General features: G+C 44.9%; 13 protein-coding genes. 3 read left to right on the top strand and 10 right to left on the bottom strand.

Annotated features, from left to right (window positions below):
• Nucleotides 1–18 precede the first annotated feature (18 nt).
• The gene (gene hflX / locus ACH33_RS09115; protein WP_057898738.1) at nt 19–1278 is read right to left on the bottom strand and encodes a GTPase HflX; all 1260 of its coding nucleotides are present in this window, start codon (nt 1276–1278) and stop codon (nt 19–21) included.
• A 147-nt stretch (nt 1279–1425) separates the two neighbouring features.
• Between hflX and ACH33_RS09110 the strand changes: the two genes are divergently transcribed.
• Nucleotides 1426–1731, top strand: coding sequence for a hypothetical protein (locus ACH33_RS09110; protein ID WP_057898737.1), 306 nt, complete (start codon nt 1426–1428; stop codon nt 1729–1731).
• 89 nt (nt 1732–1820) lie between these two features.
• Complete coding sequence (locus tag ACH33_RS09105; RefSeq protein ID WP_057898736.1) at nt 1821–2582, top strand: SIMPL domain-containing protein; 762 nt, start codon at nt 1821–1823, stop codon at nt 2580–2582.
• Between the two features lie 74 nt (nt 2583–2656).
• Here ACH33_RS09105 and ACH33_RS19210 read toward each other — a convergent pair whose 3' ends face one another.
• From ACH33_RS19210 to ACH33_RS09090, 4 genes are all read right to left on the bottom strand, one after another.
• Nucleotides 2657–2815 carry a hypothetical protein gene (locus tag ACH33_RS19210; RefSeq protein WP_156424030.1) on the bottom strand — a complete coding sequence of 53 codons (159 nt, stop codon included), beginning with the start codon at nt 2813–2815 and terminating at the stop codon, nt 2657–2659.
• Between the two features lie 75 nt (nt 2816–2890).
• Nucleotides 2891–3796, bottom strand: a complete 906-nt coding sequence (locus tag ACH33_RS09100) for a chemotaxis protein (RefSeq protein ID WP_408863345.1) — start codon at nt 3794–3796, stop codon at nt 2891–2893.
• A 469-nt stretch (nt 3797–4265) separates the two neighbouring features.
• On the bottom strand, nt 4266–5408 hold the full coding sequence (locus ACH33_RS09095) for a Ger(x)C family spore germination protein (RefSeq protein ID WP_057898734.1): 1143 nt from the start codon (nt 5406–5408) through the stop codon (nt 4266–4268).
• Nucleotides 5409–5759: 351 nt separating this feature from the next.
• Nucleotides 5760–6200 (bottom strand): NUDIX domain-containing protein, encoded by a 441-nt coding sequence (locus tag ACH33_RS09090; RefSeq protein ID WP_057898733.1) that lies wholly within the window; start codon nt 6198–6200, stop codon nt 5760–5762.
• A gap of 634 nt (nt 6201–6834) precedes the next feature.
• Between ACH33_RS09090 and ACH33_RS09080 the strand changes: the two genes are divergently transcribed.
• Entirely contained in the window at nt 6835–8322 is a 1488-nt protein-coding gene (locus ACH33_RS09080) for an amino acid permease (RefSeq protein ID WP_082705965.1), read from the top strand.
• Between the two features lie 146 nt (nt 8323–8468).
• Here ACH33_RS09080 and ACH33_RS20350 read toward each other — a convergent pair whose 3' ends face one another.
• From ACH33_RS20350 to ACH33_RS09055, 5 genes are all read right to left on the bottom strand, one after another.
• Complete coding sequence (locus ACH33_RS20350; protein WP_257721591.1) at nt 8469–8600, bottom strand: hypothetical protein; 132 nt, start codon at nt 8598–8600, stop codon at nt 8469–8471.
• A gap of 123 nt (nt 8601–8723) precedes the next feature.
• Entirely contained in the window at nt 8724–9170 is a 447-nt protein-coding gene (locus ACH33_RS09070) for an SACOL1771 family peroxiredoxin (protein WP_057898730.1), read from the bottom strand.
• Between the two features lie 175 nt (nt 9171–9345).
• Nucleotides 9346–10923: an alkaline phosphatase family protein gene (locus ACH33_RS09065; protein ID WP_057898729.1), complete on the bottom strand. Its 1578-nt coding sequence runs from the start codon at nt 10921–10923 to the stop codon at nt 9346–9348.
• A 184-nt stretch (nt 10924–11107) separates the two neighbouring features.
• Complete coding sequence (locus ACH33_RS09060) at nt 11108–12307, bottom strand: Ger(x)C family spore germination protein (RefSeq protein ID WP_057898728.1); 1200 nt, start codon at nt 12305–12307, stop codon at nt 11108–11110.
• The gene (locus tag ACH33_RS09055; RefSeq protein WP_057898727.1) at nt 12294–13394 is read right to left on the bottom strand and encodes a GerAB/ArcD/ProY family transporter; all 1101 of its coding nucleotides are present in this window, start codon (nt 13392–13394) and stop codon (nt 12294–12296) included. Before ACH33_RS09055 ends, ACH33_RS09060 begins: the two co-directional genes overlap by 14 nt.
• Nucleotides 13395–13398: the final 4 nt, after the last annotated feature.

Here is a 13398-nt window from a genome sequence, read left to right as displayed (position 1 = left end):
CTCTCTACCTCTACTTTTTTATATGATAAACTGCAAAAGTTCCGGGGAAAGTTGTGTAACATTTCGACCTTCCACTTGCAGTTCATAGTACATGCCGTCCTCGCTAATATTTTCGTGGACGATATGCAAGTTACGGCGCACAAGCGCGTATAAATCGCCACGTATGGTCGGCAGGCGCAGCGTATACCGGGCATACCGACTCTTTATGTGTGCTTCGATGACCATAAGTAGACGCTTTATATCCTCCGGACGGTGTGCGGATATGTACAAGACTTCGCCTGTTACCGGCGCAATCGGTGCTTCGGCAACCACATCCATCTTATTGAATACTGTCAAGCGCGGGATCATGCCCGCCCCAAGTTCGGTAAGCACGCTGTCTACCACTTCCATGTGGATTTGGTGGTCTGGATGGGATGCATCGACGATCTGAACGATAACATCCGCTTCTGCCGCTTCTTCCAGCGTGGAACGGAACGCGGCTACCAACTGGTGCGGCAAGTCCTGAATAAATCCCACCGTGTCGGTCATGATAATTTCTTCGCCTCCAGGCAACCGTACGCGGCGCGATGTCGGATCAAGCGTAGCGAATAGCTTGTCCTCTTCCAGAACGCCCGCCCCGGTGAGACGGTTCAAAATGGTCGATTTTCCTGCGTTCGTGTAACCGACAAGTGCTGCCTGAAACACTTCGTTCTTTTTACGACGTTCACGGTACAACAGACGGTGCCTTTTTACTTCTGCCAACTGGTGTTCGATTTCGCTGATACGGCGGCGGATGTGGCGCCGATCCGTCTCCAGCTTGGTTTCCCCCGGCCCCCGGGTTCCGATGCCGGCTCCAAGTCGCGACAGCCCCGCCCCTTTCCCTGTCAAACGCGGTAATCTATACTGTAATTGGGCCAGCTCAACCTGCAATTTTCCTTCGCGCGAATGGGCACGTTGGGCAAAAATGTCGAGGATGAGCTGGGTGCGGTCAATCACTTTGCATTCAATGGCCTGCTCAAGGTTGCGGATTTGCATCGGAGTCAGCTCATCATTGAAAATGACGAGATCGGCTTTCAGCTCAAGCGCAAGCTGATTGATTTCTTCGACTTTGCCCTTGCCTACATACAAGCGTGCATCTATTTGATTCCGCTCTTGTGTCAGCGAAGCGATAACCTCCGCCTGCGCCGTCCGGGTTAGCTCCGCCAATTCCTCCATAGACAGCTCGAATCGGCGCTGGTCACCGTGTTTCTTATAGCAGCCGATGAGGATCGCCTGCTCGGTTTTTTGTTCATCGACAATGTGTATAAAAAACGCCTCCTTTCACACACGTAATATGCAAGCTTCTATGTTAGCCACAGAACGTGCTTGCGTTGTAGAAGTTTCTTTATTATCTTACCAAATCTCTATCACATAAACACGAAGATTCCAGCAGAAAGGAGGAAGAAGATGGCTTTCGGCGTGAAACGTGCAGAGCTTGAAGCATGGAAAGAACAAGTTCGCAGAGGAGAAGTGGCGTTCATTACCCATTTCTGGCTCCATCCGCGCTGCCCCGATATTACGACGGTCACAAAAGCAGGATGCGCCGATCTCGCTGCTTTACTCGCATGGGGGGAAAAATATGGCCTGGGCAGCCAACATCTTCATCACCGCGAAGAATTCCCTCATTTTGACTTGATTGGCGACAAGCAAAAAGAAGTGTTGGTAGGCGAAGCGCTCTGGGACCAGATCAAACGTTTTCGTATTAAAATATAGGGAAAGGTAAACATTCCTTCCCTCTAAACGCAACCTATTTTATAAAAGAATCGTCTATACAGTAAAACATGGACATAGGAGAGATAAATATGAAGAATATACCTACTGTTAGAACATTATCTTGTGCTCTACTTCTCGGGATGTCTATTATTTCCGGATGGGTGCCTGCCGCCTATGCCCAAACATCCGTGCAAAGTTCAGAAGTTGTTGCCCCCGCCGCGCTGCGCACAATCACCGTGACCGGTCATGGAGAAGTTACGGTACAACCAGATATCGCCTACATTCAGCTCGGGTTATATACAACAGGAAAAACAGCCCGGGAAGCACAGGAAAAGAATGCCCAGCAATTCAAGACGATTCATAACGCGCTCATCCGCCTGCAAATCGCCGAAAAAGACATACAAACCGTGCGTTTTTCCACCATGCCGGAGTATACGTGGGAAAACAACAAGCAGCAATTTAAAGGGTATCAAGTCGAACAAATCGTCCAGATCAAATACCGTAATCTGGAGAAGATCGGACAGGTGATGGATACCGCTGTCGCTGTCGGAGCCAACCGGATTGAAAATGTCTGGTTTAGTTCGGAAAAAATCGAGGAGCACAAACTCGCAGCCATGGATAAAGCGATGGATAATGCCCGTCTAAAGGCGGAACGCATAGCGAAACATGCCGGCGTGAAAATTAAAGACATCGTGCAGATCACTGACAACATTACCCCTCAGCCTATTCCTATGTACCGCCAGTCAGTGGTTGCCGACTATAGCGCACAAGAAAAGAGCAACGCGAGCAGCCAGGTGTATCCGGGCGAATTGAAGATCGAAAGCACTGTAACAGCAACCTATTCATACTAACTTCACGTTCTTCACAAAAGGAGCTAGAAAGACGAAGAAAATGCCCCGCAGGTTTACTTGTGGGGCATTTTCTCCTATTCCTCTTCTCTTTCGGCTTCCGTCATAGAAATGAACCGCGGCGGCTCCTGCCCAGTAATCGGAATTTGTCCGTCCCGGCCAAACTGATCCAAACGCGACGGGTGGCTGCGCGGATGTACCCGCTCCATCGCCTGGCGTTTATTTTCGTCAGTCATGAAAGCTCCCCCTTTTTATAAACGCTATTTTTAGTATGGCCGAATCGCAAAAAATTATCGAAGACAAAAGCCAAGTTACAAAATTAAACCGTCAATCACTTTCACAAGATTTACAATTTCCGGCTTACTTACCTGTGCATCTGCACCCACTTTCTCTCCTTTATGGCGCAAATCATCCGTAATCAGCGACGAAAAAATGACAACCGGTAGCTTCTGCAACTCCGGATGTTCTTTAATGCGTTTTGTCAGATGATGCCCGTCCATTCCCGGCATTTCGATATCTGTAATTACCAGTTGAATATGCTCGGTTACATCCTGCCCTGTGCCGACAAGGTGTTCAAGATAGCGCCATGCCTCGTTTCCGTCCTCGCATGCTTCAACGTGCGTATATCCTGCCTTATGAAGCGTCTCTTCGATCAGCTTGCGCAGAATGGCAGAATCTTCCGCCAGCAAAATGCGCTTGGCCGAAATGGGCCGCTCGCCAAGCTCCCGCATCTGTCCGCTTTGGAATCCCGCTTCCGGGCTAATGTCCACCACGATCTTTTCAAAATCAAGCAACAAAATAAAGCGATCTTCCATTTTCACCACACCGGTTGTACTGCTTTCAAGGCCGCGTGTGAGCTCGGATGGTTTCTCGATTTGTTCCCAAGAAATCCGATGAATGCGCGAAACTGAATGCACATGAAAGGCCACCTTCATCTGATTGAGTTCCGCAATGATAAATTTGTCCTGTTCCGGATGCTCAGATGGCGGAAAGCCGAGCGCTTTTGCCAAATCAATGACTGGAAGCACTTCTCCACGCAACTGAATAATGCCCATTACATGAGGATGGGATTTCGGCGTGCGCGTCACCGGCAGTGGATTAATGACTTCACGTACTTTAATGACGTTAATGCCAAACACTTCCCCAGCAATGCCAAACTCGATAATCTCCAGTTCATTTGTACCACTTTCCAGAAGAATTCCTTTGTTATTTTCTATGTCCATGTTCCTGTCTCCTTTCGACTTGCTCCATAAGCAAACTATGATTTATAAGACATTATTTCTAGTAATAGAGTACCTTATAAATTTAGGTTTTTTCTACATAAATATTGATATATTTTTAGAAATTTGTTTGTTTTTTCTTGTTGTACGCAGTATTTTAATACTATTCCTGGCCTTTCCATACTGCGACATTTACGACATTGACATTGTGGACAAAAATAACGATAGTCCGGTACCCTGTCATGGGGCCCGGACTGTCTGCCATTTAAGATTGCCTTCTAACCGCATTCAGCACGTATAGTATTCCGTCTTATTTTATTTATCTTAAGGATTGTAATCGCTCCGTTTTCTCTCTCGTCAGAATCCCTTTTTGTCATTTTTTAATATCCAGAAGACTGGGCAATAAATTTCCTTCGCCCAATCATCATAACAGCGCTGTTCAAATTCACTCAAATGCATACAATCTTTATTGAATCACACCATGAGCTTTGATTTGTATCATTGGTGCTACTCTAACAGTCGCCCTTGAAAATTCATCCATCCAGTGAGTATCAATCTTTTTCCATTGCTGATATTGGTAAGCACGTGCATACCATCCAAATCCAAACGGATCGAGATGGTGCTTCTGCACTTTTTTAACCAACCTATTTAATTCTTTTTCGAGTTGATCCGTGATGAGAAGAGTTAATTGTTCTTTCTCCTTCTCATTTTCCATATCGATATGAAACGTACGTTCCACTAATGTAACATCAAGTTTCATCTTTACATCAAATGAAAAATGGTTTTTTCTATAATTTGTCGAAATACGACGGTTAATTTTATTTACATTTATTGTTACAAAGTTAGTCCCTTTTACGTTTTCACGAAAATTCAGGGTTTTAAATGATCCTGGAGGCATACGGATTGTAAGGGATACCGGCAACTTTGCTTCGTCCTGCAAAATAAGAAGTAACGCACTTTCTCGACGAGTTAGCGACAGTTTATACATTCCTCTATCATTTAAAAGCGCAGACCCAGTGACAACAATCCCCGTCTTATCTGCTTTTATTTCTGAAATCGCAGGCGTAATCCCTTTATCAAAAAACATTTTATGGAATTTTTGCAGCGTGGTAAAAACCGTTTCATTGGACTGATTTGCCACATCAATTACATTATTTATATACACAGGAAAGCGAGGCTTATCGCTAAACTTACTGTTCAAAACAGAAGAAACTGGCCCCTTCACAGCAACCATACGCATATTTCCCGTGTTTTTCGGATCTCGATAAGCCACGTCCAGATAAGGTACGCTGCCCTCTTTTTTCAATATTTTGTCACCCAATAGAAATACTTGCACTTTTCCGGTAGCAATTTGACCGTTCGCTGTACTGTTAAACCTCTCCCTTGCCTGCCTGACTGTGTTCACTTTGGATCCATACACTTCGTATTTCTTTTTTGTATCTTTACTAAAAACCGGACTTATTTGATAAACCATTAGCTCATTATCTTTATCTAAATCAATCCCATACGCTAAAGATAGCGTTAAGTCCTCCACATCAAGCCGATCGCCACAGCCCGACATAAAAAATAGCCATAAACATACCACAATAAATTTTGCCCGCTTTCTCATCGATCTTCTCTTCCTTCCAATAACGTATAACCCATTACATCTAAAAACACACAACGAGAAAAGCAGAGAAGTTCTGAAGCATACAATAACTACAAAAAGCAGAAATGAAAAACACGATAGTTGCCAGTCTTTTTACTATACAGGCAAGAAAGGTTATACGTCACAAAAAGTGTAAGGGATACCCGATGTTAAGAAATAAAAATATAAATTGACTTCTTTGGCGTAGTATATTCTTAGGAGTAGTATGGACAAGATCTCCGTCAATTACCCAAAGATTACAGAAGAAAAATCCTCTTCGTTGCTATTTTAAGTTAGCACTTGGTAACAGCTTCGCTGATACGACTCCGAATACTAGCGAAGAAACGGAAGATCATGGTTAGCCAGCGCATCTTCCAGCCATTTTGGATGCATTGGCAAAAGCTCTGAAGGCAGACGATCGTGCGGAAAATAAGCCAGTTCAAGCGTCTCGGCGCAGCGGGGAGATAATTTTCCCCCTATAACCTGCGCTTGAAAACATGTGGTAACAAACTGTACGACGCGACCATCCGGATAATAAAACGTTTGCGAAACAGGATCAGAATAAATCCCAATTAACCGTGTTATCGCAACTCGTAAGCCTGTCTCCTCCCATGCTTCACGGACAGCAGCCTGCAACACCGTCTCACCAGGTTCTACATGTCCTGATGGAATTCCCCACAACCCGACATCCGCCCTTTTTTGAAGTAACACCCGATTTTGTTCGTCGAAAATAATAATGGCCACCCCGGGACGAATTTGTGTCGCTTTTTTCATTACGTATTCAACCTCCTTAAAAAATAAAAAAGCCCAAAGAAGGAAAGCAGCGCAAATACGCTGAACTTTCCCCCTCGGGCTTTTTGTGCCAATAGGTGCCTCTTGCACAAAGCAAGATCTGTAGCGCTCGGTCGCAGTCCTTCATATCAAATATAAAGCGGAACCCTAGCTACCTATTCCCAGTTCAGTCAAAGGAAACCCATCGCTTTTTTATTTTTTATTATACCTGCACAAGATCAATCATTTCAATAAAAACTTACGCTTTATAATCATCATTCAAAATTCAATGCAAAAAAAATAGCAAAATATACGCCATTTTTTTTGCATTTGCTATTTTTCTTGCAGGAAAAATTCCCCTTCCATCCTGCTTCTTGCACCGGACACAACGAATAAAGCTTGTTCTTCTCTATTGTTTTGTCAATAAAAGAGCTTAAGCCTGAAATTTTTTCTACGAGCTTCCCATTTTTGTGCCCAAATTGGCGAAATAATTGCAATAAAATTTAGTAAATTGAAAAACAAATTATATACTTTATTCTTTTTATTTTGTGCGAAGGTGAATGCTAAAAATTCGCATATCGGTTCATCTCCAAAACTTTTCTTCTCTATACTACAAATCAAAAAATGAGGTGGTTACATGAGCCAATCTCCATTGCAAGTAAACGAAATGATCGAACCGGTAACCGATACTTCCAGCCAGTTGCATCGCGGATTAAGAGCGCGGCATTTGACCATGATTGCCATCGGTGGTTCAATCGGAACCGGCCTCTTCTTGGCAAGCGGTGCAACCATTCACTCAGCCGGCCCCGGCGGCGCGCTCGTCGCGTACCTAGCTATTAGCATTATGGTCTACTTTTTAATGACAAGCCTTGGTGAGATGGCTACATTTTTACCAGTATCTGGTTCTTTTAGCAGCTATGCATCCAGATTTGTCGATCCGGCGCTTGGCTTCGCACTTGGTTGGAACTACTGGTATAACTGGGCCGTGACCATCGCGGTAGAAATCTCGGCCGGGGCTCTTATCATGAAGTTCTGGTTTCCTGATAGCTCTTCGCTTCTCTGGAGCGTCCTCTTCCTCGGTATCATGTTTGGCCTTAACTATTTATCGGTCAAAGGATACGGGGAAGGCGAATACTGGTTCGCATTAATCAAAGTTATTTCCATTCTCGCTTTTATTATTGTCGGTATCAGTATGATTTTCGGCATTATGGGAGGGGAAGCGGTCGGATTCAAAAACTTCACCGTAGGGGACGCCCCGTTCCACGGCGGATTTATGGCCATATTCAGCGTCTTTATAATCGCGGGCTTCTCTTTCCAGGGCACCGAGCTGGTCGGCATCGCGGCAGGGGAAAGCGAAAAACCAGGGAAAAACGTACCAAGAGCCATCAAACAAGTATTTTGGCGAATTCTTTTATTTTACATTTTGGCTATTCTGATCATTGGCCTGATGATTCCATACACGGATGAACGTCTCATCAATTCTGATATTGAAAATATTGCTGTAAGCCCTTTCACTCTAGTGTTTGAAAAGGCGGGACTGGCATTTGCGGCTTCAGTTATGAACGCCATTATTCTGACCGCCGTCCTTTCAGCGGGCAACTCCGGCATGTACGCCTGTACGAGGATGCTATGGATGCTGGCCAAGGAAGGAAAGGCACCGAAATTCCTTGGCAAAGTAAATAAACGCGGCATTCCTGTCAATGCTCTCTACATAACGTCGCTTGTGGGCATGTTAGCGTTCTTGTCCTCGCTGTTTGGTGACGGTACCGTGTACATCTGGTTGCTGAACGCGAGCGGTATGTCCGGATTTATCGCCTGGGTTGGCATCGCAATCTGTCATTACCGCTTTCGCAGGGCATACGTGGCTCAGGGAGGAGATATAAACGCGCTTCCTTACAAAGCGAAATGGTTCCCGTTCGGTCCGCTCTTCGCCCTTGTGCTCTGTATTATCATCATTCTCGGCCAGAACTACGGCGCGTTTATGGAGGAGAAAATCGACTGGAATGGCGTGCTCGTTTCCTATATCGGTCTGCCATTGTTTCTCATTCTCTGGCTGGGATATAAGTTTATTAAGAAAACAAAAGTCATTCCTTTGCATGAGTGCGATTTTAGCCGCGATCAATAAGCTTGACGTACAAAAAGATAGCCCGGCACATAGCCGGGCTTTGTACTAGCGCAAAAAAGCGACAATATGCCTCTTCCTCCTGTGTGGTCTCGCGGAAAGTCAACATAAGCACAGGAAGAAGAGGGATATTTGTCAACAGACCGAAGTTATGTAGCCGGAGCATTCGGCCCCTCCAGCTTCTTATCCCCGTAACCCGGTGCTCTTTCCGTATCCTTTTCTTTATCCGCCTGCTTCATTCTCTGTTCTGTGCTTTGATTTTTCGTTTCTTGATCCTTCATAACTTTGTAACCCTTTCCTTATTATCAATTATGATTTGCATGTATATTTTTTGTTAGAAGCAGAGAAAGAAACACGGAAAATTTTTACGTTAGATTGTACAACGCGGGAAAACACTTCTTAAATTATGCTATTACAACATCGGCCTCCACAAGCACTTCCACATTTCCTTGGACAGCTTTGGAAACCATGCACGCTTTTTCGGCGCGTTCAGCCAGCACAACTACGGTCTCGATCTGCTCTTCTGCAGCTTCCGCTTCCAACGTAATGCGGGGACGGTGGATAATTTTTTGAAAACGCGGGCTGCTGCCCTCCATGATCACGATTCCTTCTGACTCCAAATGCAAATCCGATACGCCAATTCCCCTGTTTTGGAGAATGGCTGCCAGCGTAATCAAATAGCAGGTCGCCGCCGCGCCGATCAGCATCTCATCAGGATTCGTGCCAACGCCTGGACCGTTCATCTCTTTTGGAACGGAAATCGGCGCTTGCAGGTTGCCCACGGAAATGCGCCCTTCTCCGTCCCGTCCTCCTTTCCAATCTGCCGTCAAATAAAAATGGTGTTCCGCCATAGTCCCATCCCCCCTTTAAAAATAAACCAGCGATTTTTTTTGCCTATTCGCTTTCACATCCACAATCCGCATATAAAAAGTATTAATTATGATATTCATTCGCTGTGGTAGTCAAAATTCCTTTTTCTTTCTATTTTTTATTTATGTGGCCTGGCGCTGTAAAATAAAAGCCTCATCAGCGGATCAACCGTAAAATCCAATCCTTCATATCCACAATCCGCAAATGTTTTGGGGAAAGATCCGTACCGCTGACAATAAGGGGCACAAGGGAATCCTGTTCGTGCAACGAACCATGCCCGGCCCCATTAATGTGCGTATGAATACTCGGCCCCGTCAATTCGCACCCTGGTCTAGCTGTTAGTATAAGATAGCGCCCCGGATGTGAATGCAGGGCACCATATAATCTAGCCAGGCCATCAGGATAGCTGCCATATGCGATTCGGTTTCCTGTTACAGATAGATCCAGAACGGAAGCATCTCCTTGCATAGACCACGTCTGTCCATACGTATCAATGTACCGACCGTTCCGCCGGTAGAAAAAATCCCCTTCTTTTCCTCCGTTTACGATCCGAATGAAAGAACCTTCTTTCCAGGCAATCACATCGATCCGTTTATCCTTTTGCAGGGAACGGGCAATTTCGGACAGGGACAACCGCTCATCCAGCGCATAAACATACGCCATTCTCTCATTAAAACCAAGCACGATTTGATCCGTTTTCCGAGCTGGCTTCCCTTCCTCTGCAATCCGATAAGAAGACAAAAGGGAAGGCAAATCGATCAATGCCTCTTTCCGTTCGCCGCCGATCGACGTTTGTCCACTGTCGCCCATAACAATCCAAATCGCCTCTTTGAGCGCTGTCTCCCACGATCCATACGCCGCAAATATCTCCTGTATCTGTCGATCAGCCCTCTCAATCTCTCTGGTAACTGTGATTCCCTTTTTATGGATGGCCTGATCCAACTCAGGAAAATAAGCGATGGTAAAAGCGGGAAGCTTTCTCTTTTGAATTAGGTACTTGATCTCATCAGCAGCGAATTTGTTATTAAATCCGAACTTTTTCCAAGCATGATGGTAGCGACTATCCGGCTCAATTTGCGATAGCACGCCTAGCGAGAACCATTCCGGCCCAAACGTTTTCAAACGGGCAGGAAATGTTTTATCTACCGGAATCATTGCAGATGTATGTAATATATGAGGCGTCTTGCCTCTATAAATAAGCGCATTAACAGAGGCGGACGCTTTTCCTTTGGCAGCCAGCTCTTCATGGATCGTTTTAACATTGCGGCTTAGATGAACATTATTTAAATTATACAGGCTGTCATACAACATTTGTCCAAGCCCCGTCTTCAACGTTTCCCTTATTCCCCCGCTACCGTAATTGACGATACGGTTCTCGGCTGCGTCATACCAGACAAGTCCGGGCACGCGATGCAGGTCAGGATATGTTCCGGTTAAAAGCGTCGCGTCAATCGTAACGGACATGGTGGGAAAAGAACTTACCATTTTGGGAAAATACCGTCCATGCTTGAGCAAAAACGCGAGCGCAGGAGCGCGTCCGTCCCTGATCACTTCCTGTAGCGGCTTGTGCATCAATGAATCAATCATGAGCAGAATGACAGGTTTCTCCACAGGCGAAGAGGATTTCATTTTTATATCGATTGGGTTCGGAAGACGAAAAAAAAGATTCCATCCTCCTGCAAGCGCAGTCAGCATGACAACAATAGCAATGGTCAAATATCGTTTACCCTTCATTGCTTATCCCCTATTCCAGCGCCGCCTCGGTTTGAGGAAACCGTCCAGCCGTTCATATTCCGGTTTTGCTGTCGCGGCATTTCTTTATTCCTTTGGTTCGCTTCTGGCAATGGATAATCTTAAGCTTCCACAGAAAAACGATATTATACATTCACCCGCTCATCGCCAGCTGAATGACTTTGTATTACATCTTCGTTCCTCTCGTTCCGAATTCGCTGATTTGCACTTTCACGTTAATATCTACAGGTATTTTGCTAAAATGTTTATCCCAGTCTTTTTTGACTTCCTTCCAAACTTTGGGGTAGTAGATACTGAGCTGTTTGCCAAATCCGGCCACATCAACTTTAAACTTCTTCTGTGTTTTTGTCAGCGCCTTCTGAGTTAAACGTTTAATTTCCATCTCTGCTGCCTTCTCGGCTCTTTTTATTAAGTTTTCTTTGAAAGCATTTCCCGGCTCCAACCAGTCTTCACGAAGTGACCCTTCCGTCTCGATGTCTACGGTGAAAGAGATGTTATTTCCCTGCACTTTCGGCTTAATCCTGCTTCTCATTTTTCCTACTTCATACACCATGGTTTTTCCTGTTTTTTGGTCTGTTCCTTTCACAATGCCTGCTTTTCCTTTTCCGCTCATCCAGTTTAGCCCTTCCATTTCGTCCTCACCCAGCCAACCGACCATTTTGTGGGTTTTTCCGTTTATTACGGTGGCTCCGGCTACTTTTGTTCCCGTTTTGGAGGTGACTACACGCTGCATAACAAAGCTGGTTTCCGACGTTAGTTTTTCCGACATGTCACCCAGTGTCATTTCGGGTGCCATCCGCAGGGTTTTCTTGGTGTTTTCAATCATTTTCGCCATTTTTAAGGCTGGATTAGCCATAATCGGTGGCTTTTTTTCGAACGTTTCCCGTGCTTTTCCTTTCGCGATAAGCATTTTGATCGTCCGTCTTGATTCAGGATTGCGAAGGAAAAAATTGATAATATCGCGTAAATCAGTAGAACGAGCTATCTCTTCGCTAATGACGATCACTTTTAGATGCTCATAGTTTGGGGGACGTGCTACGCGGGTTGACAGCTCTCGGACAATTTCAAAGATGGTTTCGCCTTCATTGACAACGTTGGAATACGGCTTATTCTTTCCCGTTATGGTTTTTCCTTCCACTTCTTGTGGTATGATAAAATGGTGAACCATCAAAATATGCTTACGTTCCTTTGCTTGTCCCTTTAACTCTTCCTTTTCCTGTTTTTTCGCTGCTTTCGTTGCAGATTCGTCAATAGCGACTCCAAGCACGATACCAATGTCTTCAAGTTCTACCCGATCCCAGCAACCTGTTATCATGATGAGGGAGAGGAGAAGAGAGAACATGAATGTCCTTTTAGTTTTTTTCATGATTCCCCCTCCTTGCTTTAGCCACAAGCCATAAGAAGATTGGAATAATCATAGTAAAGAATATTGCTAAATATCCCATAAACTCGCCCAGTTTAAAAGTGGCGTTTAAATCTTTCGGATACATAGCGATAATGTAGATGGCCGGTAACACTCCAAAAACAAAATAATACATGTTTTTTTGGAAAAGTTGTCCCAAACCCAGACTGGCTGCATAATGATAAGGGACAAAAGTTGTATAGATGGCCATAATCCAGACAATCACCAGAAAAGAGTCAAAACGTTCGAAAAAAGCGCCGGGAAACTCGATATCTTTCGCCAGCGTCATGGTCGGCCATGTCAGCGTCTTCAGCTCCTCTACCGTAAAGATACCAATGGCCACCACGACCACCGATATATATAAAACGATTATCGTACTAATTGCCGTAATAGTTGATCTTACGGCCTTGTTTGGCTCTGTCATGAATGCGGTCACAATGAACATGATTTCAAATCCCGTGAAAGAAAAGGCGGTATTTTTTACCCCTTCCCATACAGGCGTGAACCCTTCACTTAGCAGTGGACGAAGATTGTCCAGTTCAAAATGGCTAAAACTTAACGTCAAAGTTAAAAAAAGAATCAGGACGATAGGGAGGGTAAACAATTCGCACAGCCGTGCGATCGGATTGATGCCCCCCACTGTTAGATAAGTGGCTACACTCATAAATACAATGATTACCACTTCAATCGGTGTTTTTTCTAACACAAAGACATGGATGACTTCCCCTAAAATCCGCACTACGTATCCACAGACAAAAATACAATAGACAATCAGGAGCACGTTAAGAATCGTACCAATAAACTTTCCGGTAAGAGCTTGACTGTACTGATAGAAAGTGTACTCGGGAAATAGGAGGCTTACTTTTGTGATCATATACCCGGCAAACAAGGAAATAAGGCCACCTAAAAGCAGAGAAATCCAGGCATCCGCTGTTCCGGCAGCATCCAATACTCTGCGGGGCAGCGTAAGAATGCCTGTTGCTAACATGGTATTGGCTACGACGATAGTAGCCTGTGTCTGCGTGATTCGATCTTTCGGATGGCTAATCATGAAA

This window comes from Aneurinibacillus sp. XH2, from assembly GCF_001439585.2.
In the GTDB taxonomy this organism is placed as follows: Bacteria; Bacillota; Bacilli; order Aneurinibacillales; family Aneurinibacillaceae; genus Aneurinibacillus; species Aneurinibacillus thermoaerophilus.
This window is presented reverse-complemented; position numbering and strand designations above follow the sequence as displayed.

What these genes read in the sequence shown, in the direction of transcription:
- ACH33_RS09110 (WP_057898737.1), top strand. Translation starts at nt 1,426, where the DNA reads ATGGCTTTCGGCGTGAAACGTGCAGAGCTTGAAGCATGGAAAGAACAA.
- ACH33_RS09095 (WP_057898734.1), bottom strand. Translation starts at nt 5,408, where the DNA reads ATGAGAAAGCGGGCAAAATTTATTGTGGTATGTTTATGGCTATTTTTT.
- ACH33_RS09105 (WP_057898736.1), top strand. Translation starts at nt 1,821, where the DNA reads ATGAAGAATATACCTACTGTTAGAACATTATCTTGTGCTCTACTTCTC.
- ACH33_RS09055 (WP_057898727.1), bottom strand. Translation starts at nt 13,394, where the DNA reads ATGATTAGCCATCCGAAAGATCGAATCACGCAGACACAGGCTACTATC.
- ACH33_RS09065 (WP_057898729.1), bottom strand. Translation starts at nt 10,923, where the DNA reads ATGAAGGGTAAACGATATTTGACCATTGCTATTGTTGTCATGCTGACT.
- ACH33_RS09070 (WP_057898730.1), bottom strand. Translation starts at nt 9,170, where the DNA reads ATGGCGGAACACCATTTTTATTTGACGGCAGATTGGAAAGGAGGACGG.
- ACH33_RS19210 (WP_156424030.1), bottom strand. Translation starts at nt 2,815, where the DNA reads ATGACTGACGAAAATAAACGCCAGGCGATGGAGCGGGTACATCCGCGC.
- ACH33_RS09080 (WP_082705965.1), top strand. Translation starts at nt 6,835, where the DNA reads ATGAGCCAATCTCCATTGCAAGTAAACGAAATGATCGAACCGGTAACC.
- ACH33_RS09090 (WP_057898733.1), bottom strand. Translation starts at nt 6,200, where the DNA reads ATGAAAAAAGCGACACAAATTCGTCCCGGGGTGGCCATTATTATTTTC.
- ACH33_RS09060 (WP_057898728.1), bottom strand. Translation starts at nt 12,307, where the DNA reads ATGAAAAAAACTAAAAGGACATTCATGTTCTCTCTTCTCCTCTCCCTC.
- ACH33_RS20350 (WP_257721591.1), bottom strand. Translation starts at nt 8,600, where the DNA reads ATGAAGGATCAAGAAACGAAAAATCAAAGCACAGAACAGAGAATGAAG.